The sequence below is a fragment of the Pseudomonas japonica genome (assembly GCF_013522925.1).
In the GTDB taxonomy this organism is placed as follows: Bacteria; Pseudomonadota; Gammaproteobacteria; order Pseudomonadales; family Pseudomonadaceae; genus Aquipseudomonas; species Aquipseudomonas japonica_A.
The window spans coordinates 63,182-85,750 of record NZ_JAAMQU010000005.1; the positions used below are offsets into that span (position 1 = coordinate 63,182).

The 22,569-nt window shown below is 61.0% G+C and carries 18 protein-coding genes; 13 read left to right on the top strand and 5 right to left on the bottom strand.

All coding sequences use genetic code 11. From position 1 onward, the window contains the following. The first annotated feature begins 18 nt into the window (after nucleotides 1-18). The 11 genes from G7016_RS09460 (at nucleotide 19) to G7016_RS09510 (ending at nucleotide 12,752) form a co-directional block, all read left to right on the top strand. Nucleotides 19-1,134 (top strand): glycosyltransferase family 4 protein, encoded by a 1,116-nt coding sequence (locus tag G7016_RS09460; RefSeq protein ID WP_181113267.1) that lies wholly within the window; start codon nucleotides 19-21, stop codon nucleotides 1,132-1,134. Then, on the top strand, nucleotides 1,131-2,333 hold the full coding sequence (locus G7016_RS09465) for a glycosyltransferase family 4 protein (protein WP_181113270.1): 1,203 nt from the start codon (nucleotides 1,131-1,133) through the stop codon (nucleotides 2,331-2,333). The genes G7016_RS09460 and G7016_RS09465 overlap by 4 nt, the downstream gene beginning before the upstream one ends. A 61-nt stretch (nucleotides 2,334-2,394) precedes the next feature. Beyond that, nucleotides 2,395-3,807, top strand: coding sequence for an undecaprenyl-phosphate glucose phosphotransferase (locus tag G7016_RS09470; RefSeq protein ID WP_181113273.1), 1,413 nt, complete (start codon nucleotides 2,395-2,397; stop codon nucleotides 3,805-3,807). Between the two features lie 52 nt (nucleotides 3,808-3,859). Next, entirely contained in the window at nucleotides 3,860-4,942 is a 1,083-nt protein-coding gene (locus G7016_RS09475; protein WP_181113276.1) for a polysaccharide biosynthesis/export family protein, read from the top strand. Nucleotides 4,943-5,051: 109 nt separating this feature from the next. After that, complete coding sequence (gene pqqF / locus G7016_RS09480; RefSeq protein WP_181113278.1) at nucleotides 5,052-7,526, top strand: pyrroloquinoline quinone biosynthesis protein PqqF; 2,475 nt, start codon at nucleotides 5,052-5,054, stop codon at nucleotides 7,524-7,526. Nucleotides 7,527-7,660: 134 nt separating this feature from the next. After that, nucleotides 7,661-7,732, top strand: a complete 72-nt coding sequence (gene pqqA / locus G7016_RS09485; protein ID WP_003243383.1) for a pyrroloquinoline quinone precursor peptide PqqA — start codon at nucleotides 7,661-7,663, stop codon at nucleotides 7,730-7,732. A gap of 66 nt (nucleotides 7,733-7,798) precedes the next feature. Beyond that, nucleotides 7,799-8,710, top strand: a complete 912-nt coding sequence (gene pqqB, locus G7016_RS09490; RefSeq protein WP_181113281.1) for a pyrroloquinoline quinone biosynthesis protein PqqB — start codon at nucleotides 7,799-7,801, stop codon at nucleotides 8,708-8,710. Nucleotides 8,711-8,770: 60 nt separating this feature from the next. Further along, nucleotides 8,771-9,559 carry a pyrroloquinoline-quinone synthase PqqC gene (gene pqqC, locus G7016_RS09495; protein ID WP_181113284.1) on the top strand — a complete coding sequence of 263 codons (789 nt, stop codon included), beginning with the start codon at nucleotides 8,771-8,773 and terminating at the stop codon, nucleotides 9,557-9,559. Beyond that, nucleotides 9,556-9,831 (top strand): pyrroloquinoline quinone biosynthesis peptide chaperone PqqD, encoded by a 276-nt coding sequence (gene pqqD, locus G7016_RS09500; protein ID WP_181113287.1) that lies wholly within the window; start codon nucleotides 9,556-9,558, stop codon nucleotides 9,829-9,831. The genes pqqC and pqqD overlap by 4 nt, the downstream gene beginning before the upstream one ends. Continuing rightward, nucleotides 9,803-10,951, top strand: a complete 1,149-nt coding sequence (pqqE, locus tag G7016_RS09505) for a pyrroloquinoline quinone biosynthesis protein PqqE (RefSeq protein ID WP_181113290.1) — start codon at nucleotides 9,803-9,805, stop codon at nucleotides 10,949-10,951. Before pqqD ends, pqqE begins: the two co-directional genes overlap by 29 nt. Next, nucleotides 10,917-12,752 (top strand): S9 family peptidase, encoded by a 1,836-nt coding sequence (locus tag G7016_RS09510; RefSeq protein ID WP_181113293.1) that lies wholly within the window; start codon nucleotides 10,917-10,919, stop codon nucleotides 12,750-12,752. The genes pqqE and G7016_RS09510 overlap by 35 nt, the downstream gene beginning before the upstream one ends. Here the strand turns inward: G7016_RS09510 and G7016_RS09515 are convergent. From G7016_RS09515 to tssI, 5 genes are all read right to left on the bottom strand, one after another. Further along, nucleotides 12,749-12,907 carry a YqaE/Pmp3 family membrane protein gene (locus tag G7016_RS09515; protein WP_011063854.1) on the bottom strand — a complete coding sequence of 53 codons (159 nt, stop codon included), beginning with the start codon at nucleotides 12,905-12,907 and terminating at the stop codon, nucleotides 12,749-12,751. The two genes, G7016_RS09510 and G7016_RS09515, sit on opposite strands and share 4 nt — an antisense overlap. Before the next feature lie 375 nt (nucleotides 12,908-13,282). Next, a complete protein-coding gene (locus G7016_RS09520) occupies nucleotides 13,283-15,067 on the bottom strand; it encodes an acyl-CoA dehydrogenase C-terminal domain-containing protein (protein ID WP_181113296.1) in 1,785 nt (594 codons plus the stop codon). A gap of 98 nt (nucleotides 15,068-15,165) precedes the next feature. Next, a complete protein-coding gene (locus G7016_RS09525) occupies nucleotides 15,166-16,452 on the bottom strand; it encodes a GGDEF domain-containing protein (protein ID WP_181113299.1) in 1,287 nt (428 codons plus the stop codon). A gap of 214 nt (nucleotides 16,453-16,666) precedes the next feature. Continuing rightward, a complete protein-coding gene (locus G7016_RS09530) occupies nucleotides 16,667-18,472 on the bottom strand; it encodes a phenylacyl-CoA dehydrogenase (protein ID WP_181113303.1) in 1,806 nt (601 codons plus the stop codon). Between the two features lie 166 nt (nucleotides 18,473-18,638). Next, nucleotides 18,639-20,471: a type VI secretion system tip protein TssI/VgrG gene (gene tssI / locus G7016_RS09535; RefSeq protein ID WP_181113306.1), complete on the bottom strand. Its 1,833-nt coding sequence runs from the start codon at nucleotides 20,469-20,471 to the stop codon at nucleotides 18,639-18,641. 316 nt (nucleotides 20,472-20,787) lie between these two features. Between tssI and G7016_RS09540 the strand changes: the two genes are divergently transcribed. Together G7016_RS09540 and G7016_RS25555 are read left to right on the top strand one after the other, a co-directional pair. Then, nucleotides 20,788-21,789: a hypothetical protein gene (locus G7016_RS09540; RefSeq protein WP_181113309.1), complete on the top strand. Its 1,002-nt coding sequence runs from the start codon at nucleotides 20,788-20,790 to the stop codon at nucleotides 21,787-21,789. A gap of 81 nt (nucleotides 21,790-21,870) precedes the next feature. Further along, nucleotides 21,871-22,347 carry a hypothetical protein gene (locus G7016_RS25555; protein ID WP_258195135.1) on the top strand — a complete coding sequence of 159 codons (477 nt, stop codon included), beginning with the start codon at nucleotides 21,871-21,873 and terminating at the stop codon, nucleotides 22,345-22,347. The last annotated feature ends 222 nt before the right edge of the window (nucleotides 22,348-22,569 follow it).

Genomic DNA, 22,569 nt, shown 5'->3' on the forward strand with positions numbered 1-22,569 from the left:
CACAAGGATGTATCGAAGATGATTGTCATCAATGCGCGTTTTTTGACCCAGGAACTTCGTGGTGTGCAGCGTTTTGCCGAGCAGATCTGCCTCGCGCTGAAAACCTTGCGTAATGACGTGGTGTTTGTATCGCCCCCGGGCATCCGTATGGAAGAAACCGCACACACGCTGGGCGCCCAGGTGATCGGCCGCAACAAGGGGCACTTGTGGGAACAGCTGGATCTGCCCATGTACCTGCACCGCAACGGGCGCCCATGGTTGTTGTCGCTGTGCGCCACCGCACCCGTTTTTTACCGCCGCCAGATAGTCACGCATCACGACATTACCTATGTGCGGCACCCGGAGAGCTACAGCCTGGCGTTTCGCACGGCCTACCGCCGGATGACCCCACTGATGCTCAAGCGGGCTCACACGCTGATCACGGTCAGCGAGTTCTCGAAGCGGGAAATCGGCGAGTTCTACGGCGTGCCTTCCGCTCGCATCCTGGTGGTGCCCAATGCGGTGAGCGGCGCGTTCCAGCCCCATCGCCTGGAGATCCCGCGGCCGTACCTGCTGGCAGTGTCCTCGCCCAGCGCGCACAAGAACTTCGCACGGATGATCGAGGCGTTTCTGCGGCTCAAGGGCCACCCGGAAGTGGAGTTGCGCATCGTGGGCGCGGCGAACGGCATTTTCGCCGACCCCAGCCTGCAGCAACAGGCAGCTGGCGACCCTCGGATTCACTTCCTGGGGCGGCTGACCGACGCCCAGTTGATCGACCAGTACCAACATGCAAGCGCCTTCGTGTTCCCTTCGCTGTATGAGGGTTTTGGTATTCCCCCTCTGGAGGCGCAGGCCTGCGGTTGCCCGGTACTGGCCGCCAACGCCGCGTCCATCCCGGAGGTGTTGCAGTCCAGCGCGCTGTACTTCGACCCGCTGGACGTGGACCAGATGGCCCGCGCCATGGCGCTGGTACTGGATAACCCGTCCATTGGCGAACACCTGAGAACCCTCGGGCTACGCAACGTGGCGCGGTTCAGCTGGCAGGCCTCGGCCCGGCTGATAAGCGACCGCCTGGATACGCTGCAGCCAAACGGCCGCACCCCTTTGCACATCACCACTAAAGGCGCTGAACAGCACGCCAGGGAGCATCAATGAAAATCGCCATCGTCCATGACTGGTTGGTTACCTTTGCCGGAGCGGAGCGAGTACTGGCGTCTTTGCTGAAAGTTTGGCCGCAGGCAGACCTGTTTGCGGTGATTGATTTCCTCAGCGATGAAGACCGCGCCCGCCTGGGTGGCAAACAGGCGAAAACCACCTTCATCCAGCGCCTGCCCAAAGCGCGTACCAAGTACCAGAAATACCTCCCGTTGATGCCGTTGGCTATCGAGCAGATGGACCTTTCAGGCTACGACCTGATCATTTCCAGCAGCCATGCGGTGGCCAAAGGTGTGCTCACCGGCCCCGACCAGCTACACATCAGCTATGTGCACTCGCCCATTCGCTATGCCTGGGACCTGCAACACCAGTACCTGACCGAAAGCGGCATGAACACCGGCCTGAAGGGCAAGCTGGCGCGGATGATCCTGCATTACATGCGCATGTGGGACCAGCGCACCGCCGCCGCTGTCGATGATTTCGTGGCCAACTCCCGCTTCATCGGCCGCCGCATCGACAAGGCCTATCGTCGGCCGTCCACGGTGATTTACCCGCCGGTGGACACCAGTGGCTTCAGCTTCAACAGCGAGAAGCAGGACTACTACGTCACTGCTTCGCGCATGGTGCCCTACAAGAAAATCCCGATGATCGTGCAGGCCTTCGCCGCAATGCCGGACAAGCGCCTGGTGGTGATTGGCGACGGCCCCGAACTGGCCAAGGCCCGCGCCGTGGCCGGGCCGAACGTGACCATCCTTGGCCAGCAACCTTTCGAGGTGCTGCGCCAGCATTTGCAGAACGCCAAGGCGTTCGTGTTTGCCGCCGAGGAAGATTTCGGCATTACGCCAGTGGAGGCGCAAGCGTGTGGCACGCCGGTAATCGCTTATGGCCGTGGCGGCGTGCTGGAAACCGTACGGGGCCTGGACGACACGGCACCCACCGGGGTGTTCTACCCGCAGCAAAGCGTGGAAGCGCTGATCGCCGCCGTGCAAACGTTCGAGCGTGAAGGCCACCGTATTTCCGCGCGGGCCTGCCGTGAGCAGGCAGAGCTGTTTGGCGAGCGGCGCTTCGAACGCCAGATCCGCCACTTCGTGGAGGTGCGTTACGCCGAGGCCAACCTGCCGGCACCCTTGGCCGCTACGCCACGCCTCACCCTGGCCTCCTTGAACAAGGCCGCCCCGGCGGTGGTGACACCGATGTAACCGGGCTTTCCCGCAATTGGCCACATTGAACCGATGCACGTTTCACTGACAGGACGACACCATGACGACACCTCACAAGGGCATTCTTCACGCCCACCAGTCCTTCCTTTCCCTGGCCCACCGCTTGCTCGACCTGGCCGTGATCGTCGCCGGTACGCTCTGGGCCGATTGGGCCAACCAGCATCCGATTACCAGTGAAACCTGGATCAAGGTGTTGCTGGCCGTGCTGGTATTCCACTGGTTGAGCGAGTACCACAAACTCTATGGCTCCTGGCGCGGCGAGCGGATTAGCAGCGAGCTACGGCGGGTGGCCACTTATTGGGCGCTGACGTTCGTGTGCCTCCTGCTGGCCGATCAGTTGCTGCCGCAGAACAGCGCGCTGCCAGCAGCCCATCACCTGCAGGCCTTCGCTTTCGTACTGGCGATACTCGGTGGCTACCGGTTGGCGATCCGCAGCACCCTCCACGCCCTGCGCAAGCGCGGCTACAACACGCGCAATGTGGCGATTGTGGGCACTGGCCAGGTAGGCGAGCGGCTGGCGTTGTCCATGGCCCAGGCACCGTGGATGGGCTTGCGGCTGTTCGGCTTCTATGACGACCAGCCGCAACAGATGGACCTTTCAGGGATCGGCCGACGCGTGATTGTGCGCGGTGGGCTGGATCAACTCATCGACCACGCCCGCGACGGCCGTATCGACAAGGTGTACATCACCCTGCCGATGGTGCAGGAGCCGGTGATCCAGGAGCTGGTGAAATCCCTGAGCGACACCACCACCTCGGTGTACCTGATCCCCGATGTGTTCATGTTCGATCTGCTGCATGCACGTAGCGAAAGCATCAACGGCTTGGCTAGCATCAGCCTGATCGACAGCCCCATGGAAGGCTCGAGCAGCCTGATCAAGCGCGTCGAGGATATCGCCGCCTCCAGCCTGATCCTGGCGATGATTGCCGTGCCCATGTTGCTCATCGCGCTCGCAATCAAGGTTACTTCACCTGGCCCGGTGCTGTTCCGCCAGGTGCGTTACGGGCTGGATGGCCGCCCGATCAAGGTATGGAAATTCCGCAGCATGACGGTTCAGGAAAACGGCAGCGATGTACGCCAGGCCAGCCGTAACGATGTACGCATCACGCCATTGGGAAAGGTGCTGCGCCGCACGTCGCTGGACGAGCTGCCGCAATTCTTCAACGTGCTGATGGGCGACATGTCCATCGTGGGGCCGCGCCCGCATGCCGTGGCGCATAACGAGCAATACCGGCGGTTGGTGAGCTGCTACATGCTGCGCCACAAGGTGAAACCCGGTATCACCGGGTGGGCCCAGGTGAACGGCTGGCGCGGCGAAACCAACACGCTGGACAAGATGCAGAAACGGGTCGAATACGACCTGGATTACATCGAACGCTGGTCGGTATGGCTGGACCTGAAAATCATCGCGCTCACGCTGTTCAAGGGCTTCGTGAACAAGAATGCCTACTGATGCCGCCGCGCATTACTCACGCGAGAAGTCTGTTTCTCCAAGGAAGATTGAAATGAATCGCAATGTATTGGTTGCCATGCTGTTGAGCGCGGTGCTTCAAGGTTGTGCCTTCGCCCCAGGGCAACACATGACACCGGACGATGCCTCCGAGGACACTGGCATCAACGGCCCGGTGCGCGTGGTGCAGATCACCAACAACAGCGTCAACGAAGAAAAGACCATCTACCAGCCACAGCCCGTGCCGGCTGAACTGCTGACGTACAAGCCCGAGGAATACCGCATCGGCCCGGGCGATGCACTGGTGGTAACGGTATGGGAACACGAGGAACTGAACGCCCCGTCGGGCCCGGATCAGGGCAGCTCGGCGGCGCGTGTGGTGCGTGGTGACGGTACCATCTACTACCCCTACATCAGCTCCATCGTGGCCGGCGGCAAGACGATCGAAGAGTTTCGCGCCGAGCTTCAGCAAAAGCTGTCGCAGTACCTCACCGTGGCGAAAGTGGATGTGAACGTGCAGGGCTATGAAAGCCAGCGCGTGGTGCTGTCGGGGGCCTTTCGCAGCCCCGGCGTGCAGCCGCTGACCAACGTACCGCTGTCGATGGTCAGCGCCATCAGCAAGGCTGGCGGCGAGGCGGACAACGCCAACCTTGCCGGGCTGATCCTCAAGCGCGATGGCAAGGAATACCTGCTGGATATCGATACGCTCAACCGCAAGGACTCGCCGCTCAACCGCATCTACCTGAAAAACGGCGACCAGCTGCACCTGGGCAACTACCGCGCAAACAAGGTGTACGTGCTGGGCGAAGTACACAACCCGCAGGTAATGAACTACGGCGGCAGCACCTTCAACCTGATGGAAGCCTTGGGTAATGCCGGCGGCATCAGCCAGGAAACCGCCAACGCCGAGGCGATCTATGTGATCCGCAGCGCGCAACCGGAAACCAGCCAGCCGCCCACGGTGTTCTACCTCAACGCCAAGAAGCCCACCGCCTTCCTCCTGGCTCGGCAGTTCGACCTGCAAAGCGCCGACGTGGTGTTCGTGGGGCCCGCTAATATCACGCGCTGGAACCGCTTCATCAGCCAGTTGCTGCCGTCGGCCAGCGTGGTCGCCACGGGCGCTGCCTTCCGCAACTAAGGAAGCTTGCGTAACGGGCACGCCATGTCGGTACCGTTACGCAATATTTCCCCCTTCCCTTTCAGGGATCCGCTACGATGAAGGCCTGTTGCCTCTGGATCGGATCCCCATGTCTGCTGCTCAATCAGCCGCCAGCGCGACTCTGGTGCTCGACAACGGGCTACGCGTACGTATCTGTCACGAGCCACGCCTCAAGCGCGCGGCTGCATTCTTGCGGGTTGATGCAGGTAGCCACGATGTCGACCTGGCCTGGCCTGGCCTCGCGCACTTCCTTGAACACCTCTTCTTTCTCGGCACCACCCGCTTCGCCGGCGATCAGGCATTGATGCCGTTCGTCCAGCGCCATGGCGGGCAACTCAATGCCTCAACCCGCGAGCGAACCACGGATTACTTCTTCGAAGTTCCGGTGCCGGCCTTTTCCGGCGCGCTGGAGCGAATGTGCGAAATGTTCGCCAACCCGCGGCTCAGCGCCACCGACCAGCGCCGTGAGCGTGAAGTACTCCACGCCGAATTCATCAGTTGGTCACGGGACAACCAGGCCCACCATGAGCTATGGCTGACCAGCCCACTGTCGGCGCGCCATCCGCTGCGTGCCTTCCACGCCGGTAATCGTTATAGCCTGCCGCTCGAGCGCGCCGAGTTCCAGGTAGCGCTGCGCCAGTTCCACCTGGACCACTACCACAGCGGGCAGATGACCCTGACCCTCGTGGGCCCCCAGCCGGAGGATTACCTGATCCGGCTGGCGCAACGTGCCTGTGCCATCCTTCCAAGGGGAAAACCACGGCTTCGTCCCGCGCCACCGCCGCTACTCGACGGTACCGGGGACGCTCAGCCACAAGCCGAAGGCAGCCGCTTCAACCTGGCGTTCGCCTGCGATGAGCTGCCCGAAGGGGCGCCAGCGGCCGTGGCGTTTTTCAGCACCTGGTTCGCCAATGCCCAGCCCGGCGGATTGCAGGCGGAGTTGCTACGGCGCGAACTGATCGAAAGCATGCGGGTAAGCGCTCACTACCTGTACCAAGGGCAGGCGCTGATCGATATCGAGTTCACGCTTACCGCCCATGGCCAAGGGCACTTGCCAACCCTGAGTGCGCTGACATTCGACTGGCTTGAGTTTTTCGAGGCTGTGGATGACTGGCCCATGCTTCGTGAGGAGTACGCGTTGTTGCAAAGGCGCCAGGCCCTGACCAGCGGCGCCCTGGCCCTGGCCAGGCGCCTGGCTCAGCCTGAAGAACACGCCGAAGTGCTGGACAACCAAGGCCTGGTTGCCTTGCGTGCCCTGCTTGCCCAGTTGCGGCCCGAACGCGTGCTTCATCCGCTGCCCAAACCCTCAGATGCGTTTGTCGCCTCCGCACCTGGCGCTCATTGGCGGCTGCCTCAACGCAACCGCTTCCTGCGGCCAAGCCGCCGCCCCGATCAACCCGTGGCCGACATTCGTGCCATGCGTTACGCACAGGGTGTGGATAACAGCGCCCATGAGGCCGAGTTGCTGTTGCGCTGGAACGTAGGCGCATCCCACCAGGCTGGCCTATGGCAGGTGCTGGACCGCGCCTTGCAGCGGCTGGTGCACGAAGCACGGCAAGCCGGGGTGAAGGTGCTGTTCACCAGCCTGGGTGAAGACTGGCAGCTACGCCTCAGCGGCGTCAGCGAGCCGATGGCGCCGCTGCTGGAGCAGGTGCTGGCTGTCTTGAATGCGCCGCCGCCAGAGGTATGGCGCTATGCCGAGCCGCTGACGCCGCCAGCACAAACGCCTATTCGCGAATTGCTGCGCCAATTGCCCGAGCACTGCCTGGGCAATAGTCGTGGCAGCGCCCGTCATCAGCCAGAAGACGTGCAGCCGGGCAAACTTCAGAAGGTCTGGAGCGTGGCTACCTGGGAAGGCCTGGCGCTGGGCTTCAATGATTCGAGCCGCAGTGCGCTCAACCTGGCGCTGCGGGCCATGCCGGGCCACCCCGACCCACAGATGGCCGCCCGCGCCCGGCGCATGCAAGGCAAGCGCTGGAGCGTGCTGCCCGCGCCCGGTAGCGAGCATGCCCTGTTGCTGTTCTGCCCCGCACCGCCGGGGTCGATCAGCGAGGACGCTGCCTGGCGGTTGATCGCACAGATCGCCCAGGCGCCGTTCTACCAACGGTTAAGGGTAGAGTTGCAGCTTGGATACGCGGTGTTCAGCAGCTTCCGACAGATCGCCGGCTTGCCGGGCCTGGTGTTTGGCGTGCAGTCACCCGGCACGGACCAGCCCGCGTTGCTTGGCCATTTCGATCAGTTCCTCAAGCAACTGCCGCGGCTGATCGGCAACCTGGGCAGCGAGAAACTGCTCGGCCAGCGGCAGGCATTGATCAACCGCTTGAAACCGGAGGAGATGGACACCAGCCAGCTGGCGGACACGCTATGGCAGGCACACCTGGGTAGCCACGACGGGGATTACCTCAAGCGCTTGCAGCAGGCCATGGGGGAGTTGCGCTCTACCGAGCTGGTGAGCGCGGCCTGGCGGTTGGCCAACGCCGACCACGGCTGGCTGGTACTGGCAAACGGGGGTGAAGCACCGAAAGGGTGGGAGGCAATGGGAACATTCTTACCGGAACGGTAATGAGCTTTCCTTTATTTTTCACCTGACCGGCTGGTTACTTTGAGTACAATGGCGGCCAACCTCGCATGAACGTCCGCGCCCACGCGCGGACTAAACATTGCCGGCTTTTTTCTTTCCTACAGAGGATGACGCCCATGTGGACCAAACCTGCTTACACTGATCTGCGTATTGGTTTTGAAGTAACGATGTACTTCGCTAATCGTTGATCTCAACGATCGGCATGACGCCTCGGTTCGCCGGGGCGTTTTTATTTGCGCTATTCGAGAGCCCACATGTACGTTCAAATCCTCGGCTCGGCGGCGGGTGGTGGCTTCCCTCAGTGGAACTGCAATTGCCCCAATTGCCGTGGCCTGCGTGACGGCACCTTGCGCGCCCAGGCTCGCACCCAGTCCTCTATTGCCCTGTCCGATGACGGCGTGAACTGGATTCTATGCAACGCCTCCCCGGACATTCGTGCGCAGCTGCAAAGTTTCGCGCCGCTGCAACCGGGCCGCGCGCTGCGCGACACGGGCATCGGGGCGGTCATCCTGCTGGACAGCCAGATCGACCACACCACCGGGCTGCTGAGTTTGCGTGAAGGTTGCCCACACCAGGTGTGGTGCACCGACATGGTCCATCAGGACCTCACCACAGGCTTCCCGCTATTCAACATGCTCAGCCACTGGAACGGTGGCTTGCAGTGGCAACGGATCGGCCTGGACGAAAGCTTCACCGTACCGGCCTGCCCGGCGCTGCGCTTCACCCCTTTGCCATTGCGAAGCGCTGCCCCACCCTATTCCCCGCACCGGTTCGATCCGCACCCCGGCGATAACATCGGGCTGATAGTGGAAGACCTGAACACCGGCGGCCGGTTGTTCTATGCACCAGGCCTGGGCCAGGTGAGCGAGGAACTGCTGGCGCGCATGGCGCAGGCAGACTGCTTGCTGGTAGACGGCACCCTGTGGGAAGACGACGAGATGCAACGCCGTGGCGTGGGTACCCGTACCGGGCGGGAAATGGGCCACCTGGCGCAGAACGGCCCCGGCGGCATGCTTGAAGTGCTGGACGGCCTGAACGTTGCGCGCAAGGTGCTGATCCACATCAACAACACCAACCCCATTCTCGACGAAGACTCCCCCGAGCGCGCCGAAGTGGAGCGGCGCGGCGTAGAAGTGGCCTTCGACGGCATGAGCATCCAGTTGTAGGTACGCCTGCGCCTTGCAGGAGCTTTCAACCTGTAGGAAGCGGGCGTAGCTCGCGAATGGATGACGCGCCCTACACCGATCACAAGAGGCATTCCAGTGAGCGAACAACCCCTCACCCCGGCCGAATTCGAACAGGCCTTGCGCGCCAAGGGCGCCTATTACCACATCTACCACCCGTACCATGTGGCCATGTACGAAGGGCGCGCCACCCGCGAGCAGATCCAGGGCTGGGTGGCCAACCGTTTCTACTACCAGGTCAACATCCCCATGAAGGATGCGGCCATCCTTGCCAACTGCCCGGACCGCGAGGTACGGCGCGAGTGGATTCAGCGCCTGCTGGATCATGACGGCGCGCCGGGCGAGGACGGTGGCATCGAAGCCTGGTTAAGGCTGGGGGAGGCCGTGGGGCTGGACCCCGACCAGCTGCGTTCCCAGGAGCTGGTGCTGCCGGGCGTGCGCTTTGCCGTGGACGCTTATGTAAACTTCGCCCGCCGTGCGAGCTGGCAAGAAGCAGCCAGCAGCTCGCTGACGGAATTGTTCGCGCCACAGATTCACCAGTCCCGGCTGGACAGCTGGCCGGCGCATTACCCGTGGATCGATCCGGCAGGCTACGAATATTTCCGTACCCGCCTGGGCCAGGCGCGCCGGGATGTAGAGCATGGGCTGGCGATTACCCTGGCCCACTACACTACGATCGAAGGCCAGCAGCGCATGCTGGAGATTCTGCAGTTCAAGCTCGATATCTTGTGGAGCATGCTGGATGCCATGACCATGGCCTATGAACTCGATCGCCCGCCTTACCACAGCGTGACCCGCGAGCGGGTCTGGCACAAAGGAATAACACTATGAGTTTCGACCGTAACCGGGTCCCCGCCTGGCGCCCCGGCTATCGCTTTCAATACGAGCCGGCGCAGAAAGGCCATGTGTTGCTCTACCCTGAGGGCATGATCAAGCTCAACGAGAGCGCGGGCGCCATCGGCGCGATGATCGACGGCCAGCGCAGTGTCGCGGCAATCATCGACAGCCTGAATTCACAATTCCCGGGTGTACCGGAGCTGGCCGACGACGTCGAACAGTTCATGGAGGTGGCGCGTGAAAAGCACTGGCTCCAGCTCGCCTGAGCCCGCAGTGGGCCTGCCGCTGTGGCTGCTGGCGGAGCTGACCTACCGCTGCCCGCTGCAGTGCCCGTACTGCTCCAACCCGCTGGACTTCGCCGCCCAGGGGAAAGAGCTGACCACCGAGGAATGGTTCCGGGTGATGGCCGAGGCCCGCGAGATGGGCGCGGCCCAGCTGGGCTTTTCCGGTGGCGAGCCGCTGGTGCGCCAGGACCTTGCCGAGCTTATCGGTGAGGCTCGCCGGCTGGGGTATTACACCAACCTCATCACCTCCGGCATCGGCCTCACCGAAGCCCGCCTGGATACCTTCAAGGCGGCTGGCCTGGACCATATCCAGATCAGCTTCCAGGCCAGCGACGAGGACGTGAACAACCTGCTCGCGGGCTCGAAAAAAGCCTTCGCGCAGAAGTTGGCGATGGCGCGAGCGGTGAAGGCACGGGGCTACCCGATGGTGCTCAATTTCGTGACCCATCGGCACAACATCGACCGTATCGACCGGATCATCGAGTTGTGCCTGGCATTGGAAGCTGACTTCGTGGAGCTTGCCACCTGCCAGTTCTACGGGTGGGCACAGCTGAACCGCGTAGGTTTGCTGCCGACACAAGAGCAGCTGCGCCGGGCCGAGCGTATCACCAACGAATACCGTGCACGGCTCGAAGCCGAGGGCCATCCGTGCAAGCTGATTTTCGTGACGCCGGATTACTACGAAGAGCGGCCCAAGGCCTGCATGAACGGCTGGGGCAGTATCTTCCTGACCGTGACGCCTGACGGCACCGCGTTGCCTTGCCACGGCGCGCGCCAGTTGCCGGTGCAGTTCCCCAATGTGCGGGAACAGTCGCTGGATGATATCTGGTACCGCTCCTTTGGCTTCAATCGCTTCCGGGGCTATGACTGGATGCCCGAGCCTTGCCGCTCCTGCGACGAGAAAGAGCAGGATTTCGGCGGCTGCCGCTGCCAGGCGTTCATGCTGACCGGCGACGCCAGCAATGCCGACCCGGTGTGTGCCAAATCGGCCCACCATGGGGTGATTTTGGCAGCGCGGGAGGAAGCCGAGCGCAGTACCACTCCTATCGAAGGGCTGACCTACCGAAATGAGCGAAATTCACACGTCATCGCCCGGGGCTGAGCCCCTTGGCGCACCGGAAGTGGTTGCCGCTGGCCGCGACTTCGCCGAACTTGCTGTTACCAGCGCCGGGCTGTTCTGGAACGAATTCCGCCCTGAAGAAGGTAGCTCCCGGCTCTATCGCTGGCAGGAAGGCGCCACCCACTGCGTCACACCTGAAGGGTTCAGCGTACGCAGCCGGGTGTACGAGTACGGCGGTGGGGCCTTCTGTGCCGGGCCGGAGGCGGTGTATTTCGTCAATGAAAAAGACCAGCAGATCTACCGGCAAGCGGTCACGCCTTTGGGCGAGCCCGAGCTGCTGAGCCAGGGTGGCTGCCATTATGGTGGCCTGGCATGGCATCGCGGCCTGGTGCTGGCGGTAGAGGAATGGCCAGGGCTGCCTTATCCCAGCCACCGCCTGGTGGCACTCGACGCCCAAACCGGCGAGCGCCAGGTACTGGCCGAGGGCGCGGACTTCTACGGCGCGGCCACACTCAGCCCGTGCGGCAAGCGCCTGGCGTGGGTGGAATGGGACCGCCCCGAGCAGCCGTGGACGCGCACTCGCTTGATGTGTGCGGAACGCGCGGGCAGCGAGGGTTGGAATGCGCCGGCCTGCGTGGCGGGCAACAGAACAGCCGAATCCCTGCAGCAGCCACGGTTCGACAGCCAAAGCCGCCTGTATTGCCTGAGCGATCGCAAAGGGTTCTGGCAACCCTGGGGCGAAACCGCTGATGGTTGGGCCATGCTGCCCGGCAAAGCGGCGGACCACGCCAGCGCGCCTTGGCAACTGGGTGCCACCAGCTGGTTGCCGCTGCCTGAAGGCGGCTATGCCGCGAGCTGGCTGGAGAAAGGCTTCGGCTACCTCGGCGTTGTCAGCGATGCGGGAGAGCTGACCGATTACACCGATCACTACACACGTTTTCGCAGCATCGCTGCCACTGACGAATACTTGTATGCCATTGCCGCCTCCCCGCTGCTTCCGCCTGCGGTGATCGCCATCAACCGAGCTGACCGCGAGCTTGACGTAATCGCAGGTAGCGAGCCATTACTGCCAGCCTCAGCGATCACAACACCCCGGCCGTTCACCTACCCCAGCGGCGACGGCGAGGCACACGGCTTCTTTTACCCTGCGTACGGCGAACCGGCGAACGCGCCCTTGCTGGTGTTCATTCATGGTGGCCCAACCTCCGCCTGCTACCCCGTGCTAGACCCGCGCATACAGTTCTGGTGCCAGCGTGGCTTTGCCGTTGCCGACCTGAACTACCGTGGCAGCAGCGGCTATGGCCGCGCCTATCGCATGGCGTTGCAGCATAACTGGGGCGTGACGGACGTACAGGATGCCGGGAACGCTGTAGCCTGGTTGCGCGCCGAACGCTGGGTAGACGACGCCCACGCCTTCATCCGTGGCAGCAGCGCCGGTGGCTACACCACGCTGTGCGCCCTCGCGTTCCTGGATATTTTCAGCGGCGGTGCCAGCCTGTATGGCGTAAGCGATCCGATGACGCTCGCGCGCGAAACCCACAAGTTCGAGGCCGATTATCTGGACTGGCTGATCGGCGACCCTGACCAGGATGCCCAGCGTTACGCCGAACGTACCCCGCTACAACACGCTGACCGTATCAAGGCCCCGGTGATTTTCTTCCAAGGCGAGCTCGATACGGTGGTGGTGCCCGAACAGACCGAGGCGATGGTCGCTTCGCTAGAGGCCAACGGCGTACCGGTCAAAGCGTTCTACTACGCCGAGGAGCGGCACGGCTTTCGCCAGGCGAAGAACCTGGCGCACGCACTGGAGCAGGAGTGGCTGTTTTACAAGGGGCTGGTCTAACGTTTCGCGATGATGTAGACAGCATGCACAATGCCCGGAATGTAGCCACAGAGCGTGAGCAGAATGTTGAGCCAGAAGGCGCCCCCGAAGCCCACTTGCAGGAAAACGCCCAGCGGGGGGAGCAGGATGGCGAAAATGATGCGGATAAGGTCCATGGGATAATGCCTCCAAAAGGTATACCTCACAGACCCCGGCCCGCCGCTGCGGTTCAGCGGTTGGCGCCTCCTGCCCTGTAGGAAGCGGGCGGAGCTCGCGAATTGCCAGCGCCGCAGGAAGGCCGTTTTTCGCGCTTCTCGCAGGGGGTCCATCGATTCATATTCCCAGAAACAAGAAACCCCGCCGAGGCGGGGTTTGCAGACTTGTTTCCCTGACATCCATATCGTCCCGCCAACCTTGGCAGTGATCCTTTTCGTGTCCCTTTTCTGTTCGGCGCTTCCTGCGCTACGTCCATGTGCACAAGATACGCACCGCAGCGGCGGGCGCCAATCAGCTATCGACACCGGTGCGTGTAAGCGATGGCTTACACGCCGTCAGACAGCCAGAAATTGCTCGGCTTCCAGCAGGTACAAGGATTCACTGCCTGCCCTTACCGAAGCGGCGAGCGAATGGATACGGGGCAACAGCCGTGCGAAGTAGAACCGCGCGGTGCCCAACTTGCTGGCGTAGAACGCTTCCTCGCCCCCTGCCAGCGCAGCCCGGGCCATGCGCGCCCACATATAGGCGTACGCCGTGTAACCAAAGGCCTGGAGGTATTCGACCGAGGCAGCGCCGATTTCCTGCGGGTTGCCGGCGGCACGCGTGAGCACCCACTCCGTAAGGCCGTCGAGGGTATCGAGGGCGGCCGTCAGCGGCGCAGTGAACTCGGCAAGGTCACTGGAGGCGCCGCTGGCAAACGCGCGGATTTCGTCCGAGAACAACCGGTAGAATGCCCCGCCACTGCCCACGACTTTACGGCCCACCAGGTCCAGCGCCTGAATGCCGTTGGTGCCTTCGTAGATCTGCGTGATGCGCACATCGCGCACCAGCTGTTCCTGGCCCCACTCACGAATATAGCCATGGCCACCGAATACCTGCTGGCCGTGAACGGTCGTTTCAAGGCCGGCATCGGTGAGGAATGCCTTGGCCACAGGCGTAAGCAACGCTACGAGGTTCTCGGCACGGGTACGGCGTTCGGGTTCTTCTGCGTATTTAGCCACGTCCAGCTGCATCGCCACATAGGTGGAAAAGGCTCGCCCGCCTTCGTTCATGGCTTTCATGGTGAGCAGCATACGGCGCACGTCCGGGTGCACGATGATCGGGTCGGCCGGCTTGTCCTTGGCCTGTGGGCCTGTGGGCGAACGGCTTTGCAGGCGCTCGCAGGCGTATTCCACGGCGTTCTGGTATGAGCGCTCACCGGAGGCCAACCCTTGGATACCCACACCCAAGCGCTCGTAATTCATCATGGTGAACATGGCCGCCAGGCCTTTGTTCTCTTCGCCCACCAGGTACCCGACCGCGTCGTCGAAATTCATTACGCAGGTGGCAGACGCCTGGATGCCCATCTTGTGCTCGATGGAGCCGCAGCTCACGGCATTACGCTCGCCCAGGCTGCCATCGGCGTTGACCATGAACTTGGGCACCAGGAACAGCGAGATACCCTTCGGCCCGGGCGGTGCGTCGGGGAGCTTGGCCAGCACCAGGTGGATGATGTTCTCGGTAAGGTCGTGCTCGCCGCCGGTGATGAATATCTTGGTGCCGCTGACCTTATAGCTGCCATCGGCCTGGGGCAGCGCGCGGGTACGGATGATGCCCAGGTCGGTGCCGGCATGGGGCTCGGTGAGGCACATGGAGCCTGCCCATACACCGGCGTACATGTTCGGCAAGTATTGCTGCTTGAGCGCTTCGCTGGCGTGAGCGCTGATGGACAGGCACGCCCCGGACGTGAGCATCGGGTACAAGCCAAAGGCCAGGCTGGCCGAGTTCACCATTTCCTCGACCTGGGCCGAAATGGCCTTGGGCATGCCCATGCCGCCAAAGGCCGGATCGCCCCCTACACCCACCCACCCGCCTTCGGCATACAGCTTGTACGCCTCCACAAACCCTTTGGGCGTGGTGACGACGGTATCAGCGTAATGGCAGCCTTCTTCGTCGGCGGCGCGGCTGAGGGGAGCAATGGCGGTACCGGTAAGCTTGCCGGCTTCCTCCAGCACGGCCAGGGCGGTTTCGGCGTCCGCGACCTCGGCCAACGCAGGCAGGCTGGCCCACTGAGCAGGTGCGTCGAATACGTTTTCAAGGATAAAACGCATGTCGCGCAACGGGGCTTTGTACTCGGCCATGGCAACCTCTCAGAACACAAAAAAGGAGATGGCGCCAGTGTAGCCCAACAACAAATCAGAGACGTAGCGTCATGGTGTGACTGGACGGTTTAGCTCGGTCACGCTGCATTCCGCGTCCGAATGGCTCCGCGTCGATTCTGGCCATGGGCTACCACGCAATTGCGGCCGGCCCCCTTGGCGGCATACAGCGCCTGGTCGGCAGCCTTCAACACTTCTTCGGGGTTGCGCTGTTCGAGTTGCCGCTCGGCGACGCCAATGCTGATGGTGACCGAAACCTGAGAGGCAGCGCTGGCACCCCGGCGTTGCCTGCCTTGCAGGTCGTCGGCGGGACGATCCGGGTCTCGGAGGTGGATGGTGTAGGCGGCGATCACGCCTCGCACGGCTTCCAGGTGAGGCAGGCACTCTTCCAGGGTTTTGCCGGCGAACACCAGGGCGAACTCTTCGCCGCCATAGCGATAGGCCCGGCCCCCGCCGCTCACCTTGCCCAGTTTGCTGGCCACCAAGCGCAACACCTGGTCGCCTACGTCATGGCCGTGGGTGTCGTTGAAGCGTTTGAAGTGGTCCACGTCGCTCATGGCGATCACGTAGTTGCGCCCCAACCGCTGCAGCCGCTCGTTCAGCGCGCGACGGCCCGGCAAGCCGGTGAGCTCGTCACGGAACGCCATCTGGTAGGCCTCATGCGCTACCGCTGCGGCGATCATCAGCATCACCTGGCTGCACATGATATTGAGCGTGAACGGCAGGATGAAGGTCTTGGGCAACATCCAGAATAGCCCCACCAACCCTACCAGTTGGGCAGCATGGAGCGGGCGAGGCTGGCGGACGTATTGAACGCCCAGCAGCACGAACATCAGGAAGAACACAGGGTAGGCCAGCTGGATCAAGCTCATCCACTGCCCATGCAACGCGGGCCAGCGAATGTCCGCCAGCCAGCTGAGCAGCGCCTGCGGGAAACTCTGCTCAAACCCGAGCGCCACTGCGCCCACTGCCAGCAGCACGGCGAAGCGGGCCACCATGTCCTGTACCAGGTGCGTGCGCTCCTGCCACGCGCCGAACAAGCCGTAAAGCAGGGGCAATAACAGGCAGCACAGGTGGAAGATCACCGCAGCGTCATCGCGGACCTTGCCGTTGTCCCGGTAATAGTCGGTCTGGGTGTCCAGGAGGAAATAGGCAACGTATACCGTGACCATCAGGAACAACTCACGCTGGCGGCGGTACACCGCGCAGTAAGCACCACCCAACAACAGCACCAACGTAGGCAGCACGTTGAACAGCGAGGTAAAGAATGTGCTCAGGTCACGTACATAGGCTGCAGCCAGCCCCGCCAGCAATAACAGAGCGGACGGCAGAAAGTGGCTATAGCGATAGGCAGATGAACGCGGCAAAGGGACTGGCTCCGGCCCAGCAAATGGTATGTGGCATTGTGCCTTTATTTGTATCGGCCGTGCCTCTTAAAGAATGAGGCACCCGTCAAAGGTCGGACCAAAAGCCGGCGCTTACATTCCCTTGGTTGGCCTGGAGCATCGAGAACACCTTTTTTGCGAGCAATAAAAAAGCCGCTACCCGTGAAGGTAGCGGCTTTGGGAGCAGCGGGCAGTATCAGTAGCCGAGGTCGAACGCCGCTTCTTCCAGGGCCATCAAGTTGCTTGCGCCCGACAGCATCGCTGCTACATGGGTGCGGGTGCGCGGCAGGATGCGCTGGAAGTAGAAGCGCGCGGTGTGCAGCTTGGCGGTGTAGAAGGCTTCTTCGGACGTGCCTTCGGCCAGTTTCTGCGCAGCCAGGCGGGCCATGTCCGCCCAGAAGTACGCCAGGCAGGCGTAGCCCGAGTACATCAGGTAATCCACGGAGGCCGCGCCCACTTCTTCGCGATCCTTCATGGCCGCCATGCCGACTTTCATCGTCAGCTCGCCCCACTCCTTGTTCAGCTGGGCCAGGGGCGTCACGAATTCCTTCACGGCTTCGTTGCCTTCCTGAGCCTGGCAGAACTTGTGCACGATCTTGGTGAAGCCCTTGAGCGCTTCGCCCTGGGTCATCAGTACCTTACGGCCCAGCAGGTCCAGGGCCTGAACGCCGGTGGTGCCTTCGTACAGCATGGAAATGCGGCTGTCGCGAACGTTCTGCTCCATGCCCCACTCGGCGATGAAGCCGTGGCCGCCGTAGATCTGCACGCCATGGTTGGCCGCTTCGAAGCCTACTTCGGTCATGAACGCCTTGGCGATCGGGGTCATGAAGGCCAGCAGGCCGTCAGCGCGCTTCTTCTCTTCTTCGTCCTGGCTGTACTTGACGATGTCTACCAGCTTGGAAGTGAAGTACACCATGGCGCGGTTGCCTTCGGCGAATGCCTTCATGGTCAGCAGCATGCGGCGTACGTCGGGGTGCACGATGATCGGGTCAGCGGCTTTGTCTGGCGCCTTCGGGCCGGTGAGCGAGCGCATCTGCAGGCGGTCACGGGCGTATTTCAGGCCACCCTGGAAGGCGATCTCGGCATGGGCCAGGCCTTGCAGGGCGGTCCCCAAACGAGCGGTGTTCATAAAGGTGAACATGCAGTTCAGGCCTTTGTTCGCCGCGCCGATAAGGTAGCCGGTAGCGCCGTCGAAGTTCATCACGCAGGTCGCGTTACCGTGGATGCCCATTTTGTGCTCGAGCGAGCCACAGGACACACCGTTGCGCTCGCCCACGCCGCCTTCGGCGTTGGGCAGGAACTTGGGCACGATGAACAGCGAAATGCCTTTGGTGCCAGCCGGAGCATCAGGCAGGCGAGCCAGTACGATGTGGACGATGTTATCGGCCATGTCGTGTTCACCAGCGGAGATGAAGATCTTGGTGCCGCTGACCTTGTAGCTGCCGTCGGCCTGAGGCTCGGCCTTGGTGCGCAGCATGCCCAGGTCGGTACCGCAATGAGGCTCGGTGAGGCACATGGTGCCGGTCCATTCGCCGGACACCAGCTTGGTCAGGTAGGTGTGCTGCTGTTCCGTGGTGCCATGGGCGGAGATGGTGTTCATCGCGCCATGGGACAGGCCGGGGTACATGCCCCAGGACCAGTTGGCGGTGCCCACCAGTTCACTGATGACCAGGCCCAGCGACTCGGGCAGGCCTTGGCCACCGTGGTCCACGTCATGGGCCAGGCTCGGCCAGCCGCCTTCAACGAACTGCTTGTAGGCTTCCTTGAAACCCGTCGGCGTTTTCACTCCACCCTCGGACCAGGTGCAACCTTCGAGATCGCCTACACGGTTCAGCGGCGCCAGCACCTGCTCGGCGAACTTGGCGCCTTCTTCGAGGATGGCATCGACCATGTCCGGGGTAGCATCCTGGCAGCCAGGCAGGCTTTGATAGTGCGCTTCATAGCCGAGCAGCTCATCGCGAACGAAGCGAATATCACGCAAGGGGGCCTTGTAGTCGGGCATAACGAAAACCTCTGTGCTGAATCCGGTAGGGAGTGAACCGCAAATAATCGACTCATCCACCCGCGGCGGACGCGTCAAACAGGTGTTTGAAACATACGTTTATGCCAGATGGGTTGTCAAGGGCCATGGCTGGGCCGCTGATCGACTGTCGCGCCAGTGAAAGGCCTTAATTGAGATTGAGGGCGGTCGATCCCTTTATATCGACCGTCACACCGGATAACAGAATCCGCCCATCGGGGTGCATTACCAACTTGCTCGAACCCACCTCCAGGCTGATGGCCGTGGCAGCCTTGAGCGATAGCACGCCCTGTTCGACCGAGACGCAATAGTTGCCGTCCTCGACCACCACGCTGCTTTCCAGCTTGATGATCTCCAAGTGGCTGCCACGAACGTTCGTTCTGCGATCGCCACCTACAGAGCGGCTTTCGTGCGCCTCGACGCTGATATCCAGATTACGGTGAGCATGCACCAGGACCTGTTCGGCACCGTCCTTGTCATCGAACCGCAAGGCGTTTGCCGTACGGGCGCTGCCCTTGATCGAGCGCGTGAGAAAGCCACTCTGCGTCTTGTTCGCTGGCAGCGCCCAAGGCGGCGAGTTGATACCGTTGTACAAGCTACCGATGATCAACGGGCGATCAGGGTTGCCGTCCAGGAAGGCCACGATCACTTCGTCTCCCACCCGCGGTATCTGGATGCTGCCGAAACCACCACTGGCAGCAGCCTGCGCTACACGAACCCAGCACGAGCTGCGGTCGTCGGACGTGCCGTTACGGTCCCAATGGAACCTCACCTTCACCCTGCCCAGTTCATCTGTGAAGATCTCCTCGCCACGGGGCCCGGTCACGATCGCAGTCTGGGGCCCGCTGATCACGCCTCTTGGCGTATCAAGGCTCGGCCGGAACGGAATCTTGCGGCGGATACAGGTGAAGGTGTTGCTGTAACCGGCCCCACCCTGGTTGCTGTAGTTGTTGTGGCCATAGTGGTCTACCGAAAGCAGCAGGAAGTGCCGGTCTTCGAGTCGGCCATTATCATGATCGTAGTGTTGCGTCAGTTCGAAGGTATGGCCGGGCTCCATTGCCCGGCACGTGCTCTTGCCGTCGAATACCTTGCCCTGGACTTCCATTGCCTCGAGCCGGTGCCTTGCTTTGGCATCCCCTGCTTCGAGATTGGCATAACCGTAGAGGCCCTCGTACTGGAAGACCTCCAGTTCGCCAACGTCGCCTTGTTCATTGATCGATTTCAAATGAACCCAATTCGAGTCTCTGGGATATTTGTAGTTGAAGGTTTTGAGTGACAAGGCGCTTGGCTGGAAATGCCGAGCGCCCGACCATTCTGTGATCGAATCCTCGGTTTCAACAGCAGAGGCGCCGTGATAGCGGATTACCGGTTGCGCCACCAGCGGCTTGAGCCGGTCACTGTCATCGGCAATGATCAGGCGGTGGCCGTCTTCGCGATGCTGGAACATGAAAAACAGGCCTTCGCTTTCCAACAGCCGCAGAACGAAATTAAGGTCGCTTTCCTCGTACTGCGTGCAATAGCTCACAGGCTTGAGCGGCTTACTCAAGCGAAATTCGTAGTCGGCCAAGGCTGGGTAATGGGCCAGGACCTCCCTCACGATTTCCTCGGTGGATTTGTCCTGGAAGATACGGGAATCGCGGCGGCGGCTGAGCACCCATAGCCATGGCACCAGCTCGGCGTGGTAATGCGCGACCTGCTCATCGACACCCACATGAACAAAGTTCGACACCAGCGCGCTGATGTACCTCATGCTGCCATCGGCCAGTGTGATGCCAATCCGCACCTGCTGCCCGATCAGCTTCTTCAGCTCGATCTTGGGATCGTGGGCTATCAGCTGCACATTGAAGCGGAACAGCTCGGACATCGCCTCCCGCCCTTCGAACCGAAGCAGTTGCAGCGCCTGGTGAAAAGGCAATGGCGAATCAAAGGTGAACAAGCGATTTTCCTGGGTAAGCAATGACCCAAGGTTTTCCGTAATCATGATGAGCTTCCTGCGCCTATCGAAACGGCCCCATGGAACCGCTCCCAGCCGTGAAACGTCAATAAAACGTTACCAAAAAGCGTCAGAAAATGTTGCGACCAGCCTTGGCCTCCGCGCTTGATCTACCCATCCCAATACACACCAAATACCTCTGAGACGGGCTTTTCAAGGCACCGTATAGTCGTTGGGCTTCACCGAGATAGCCCGTTGCAATCGGATCCTATCGGTTTGAAATCCGCCGGCCCCGGCTGTACCCTCCGCCTCCTACAAGGCTAACGACCTAGCCACAAAGCCATGCCGACAAGGAAAGCCCGTCATGAGCCCAAGCAATGCCCAGCTCGAACAGCTGGACCGCGAACTCGACGAAAACCAGCGTGAACTGATCATCCTGCCCATGGACGGGCCCGTCACACGCATCCCCCCTTTCACCACGGTGCCAACCCCAACCCAGGTGCCCCAAATATGTACCCGGACACAGCCCGGGTTACTGGATGGCGCCTGGGGCAGAACACAGGCAGCCTATGATGGGACGGTTCATAAATACCTGGCGAAACCCTGGCCCGTTCCGGTTGCGTTGGGCATTTACGATGCCTACAACGTTGGCAGGCTATTGCGGGACATTAACGGCTTCGGTACCAAGGTGAGAGTATCGACCCATAACGGCCGACTTTATCTAATTCTTACGGGCTACCCGGGGCTACGGAACAAGTTGAAAGGCACACGCTATGGCATCCGTAATCCACAACTTATCGAAATGGGTATCGGCAAATACGGCATACGAGGAAGCTCAATCGCAGGATTCAAGCTTTCTTGTTATGTGGCCGTAGGAATTGAGGTACTAGAATGGGTTTTTAATGACGAAGCGGTAATGAGTGACTTATTTGCAGGGATTGGGGTAGAGCTCGTCAAGGCAGGGATTGCTTCTGCGGTTGGTTATGCAGCTGCACTTGTAGCCGGACTCTACATTGGTGCTGCAGCTACGCCCCTCATCATTGGCGCGGGATTAGTCTTAGCGATTGGAATCGGGCTCAACATACTTGATAATGAATATAAAATCAAAGACACTACGAAGGCCGCACTTCGTCATGCGATTGAAAACATTCAAGACCTCCAGGCCACATTTATAAAAGTTCATCCATCGAACGTGAAGCCCGACATAGAAAATAAAGCTGCCAACCTCGCCGCAAATCTCGCGAATGGATTATATGAAGAAGCAAAGAGATGGGCACTGAGAAAGATAGACGGTGAAATTATAGCACCATGGCCTAGCGCACCGAGATTGCCAAATTTCCCAGCACTCAAGCTGCCGGGGCTATAAATGCCTTCGAACTTCTATTTACCAACTAGCCCAAGGCTCACAAGTCGAGCCAGATGGCTTGCAATACCGGCCGCACTTACCATGTCAGCAGTGGGAATTTGCTCTATCTATTGGCTATGGACACACATTATTCCGATATATGGGAGGATCTATCGGGATGCGTTGGTAGTAGAAACCCCCTATTTAGCCTACGGCCTGCTTATGGTCCCGCCCGTGGCGGTCCTCGGGACGGTGGGTATATTATCGTGCGCCTTCACGGGCAGGCAATTCAATCCACCTAACAAATCATTCCTATTTCGCTTTCAAACCTTAATGCTGAAGTCTTCGGTTTATACGCTAGTTTATGCCGTGCCCGCGATCGCAATTCTTACCACACTGGCACTGCTAATGCGCGATTACTCTCCTTGCCCTAAATTGCTCATCTCCGGGTCTGCCTGGCAGCTCTTCTGGGTGAACGACGATCGCGTATGCTTCAAACCCGACCACTACATAAACGATAACTGGCCCTGCAAGATAGTTAATGGAAAGGACGTATGCATTCAGGTAGACGGGCGGTAATTCAATAAGTCGGCATTTATACCACGACTGCCATCCCCATAGCTGCTATGGCGACCGGGATTCAAGATTGACCAGACAGCTGAAGCGTCCAACTCAAAATGTGCATCTTACATTTCCAATGGAGGATTCATAAAGTTTCGATAATAAGGCATAGCACTATGAAGCCGACAAGCTATTCTTTAGAGCCATCACCAAATAAAATTAGACTATTCGCAGCCATTC

Excerpts from the sequence above, each read along its gene's own strand:
- G7016_RS09460 (WP_181113267.1), top strand. The coding sequence starts at position 19 with ATGATTGTCATCAATGCGCGTTTTTTGACCCAGGAACTTCGTGGTGTG.
- G7016_RS09465 (WP_181113270.1), top strand. The coding sequence starts at position 1,131 with ATGAAAATCGCCATCGTCCATGACTGGTTGGTTACCTTTGCCGGAGCG.
- G7016_RS09470 (WP_181113273.1), top strand. The coding sequence starts at position 2,395 with ATGACGACACCTCACAAGGGCATTCTTCACGCCCACCAGTCCTTCCTT.
- G7016_RS09475 (WP_181113276.1), top strand. The coding sequence starts at position 3,860 with ATGAATCGCAATGTATTGGTTGCCATGCTGTTGAGCGCGGTGCTTCAA.
- pqqF (WP_181113278.1), top strand. The coding sequence starts at position 5,052 with ATGTCTGCTGCTCAATCAGCCGCCAGCGCGACTCTGGTGCTCGACAAC.
- pqqB (WP_181113281.1), top strand. The coding sequence starts at position 7,799 with ATGTACGTTCAAATCCTCGGCTCGGCGGCGGGTGGTGGCTTCCCTCAG.
- pqqC (WP_181113284.1), top strand. The coding sequence starts at position 8,771 with ATGACGCGCCCTACACCGATCACAAGAGGCATTCCAGTGAGCGAACAA.
- pqqD (WP_181113287.1), top strand. The coding sequence starts at position 9,556 with ATGAGTTTCGACCGTAACCGGGTCCCCGCCTGGCGCCCCGGCTATCGC.
- G7016_RS09510 (WP_181113293.1), top strand. The coding sequence starts at position 10,917 with ATGAGCGAAATTCACACGTCATCGCCCGGGGCTGAGCCCCTTGGCGCA.
- G7016_RS09515 (WP_011063854.1), bottom strand. The coding sequence starts at position 12,907 with ATGGACCTTATCCGCATCATTTTCGCCATCCTGCTCCCCCCGCTGGGC.
- G7016_RS09520 (WP_181113296.1), bottom strand. The coding sequence starts at position 15,067 with ATGGCCGAGTACAAAGCCCCGTTGCGCGACATGCGTTTTATCCTTGAA.
- G7016_RS09530 (WP_181113303.1), bottom strand. The coding sequence starts at position 18,472 with ATGCCCGACTACAAGGCCCCCTTGCGTGATATTCGCTTCGTTCGCGAT.
- tssI (WP_181113306.1), bottom strand. The coding sequence starts at position 20,471 with ATGATTACGGAAAACCTTGGGTCATTGCTTACCCAGGAAAATCGCTTG.
- G7016_RS09540 (WP_181113309.1), top strand. The coding sequence starts at position 20,788 with ATGAGCCCAAGCAATGCCCAGCTCGAACAGCTGGACCGCGAACTCGAC.
- G7016_RS25555 (WP_258195135.1), top strand. The coding sequence starts at position 21,871 with ATGTCAGCAGTGGGAATTTGCTCTATCTATTGGCTATGGACACACATT.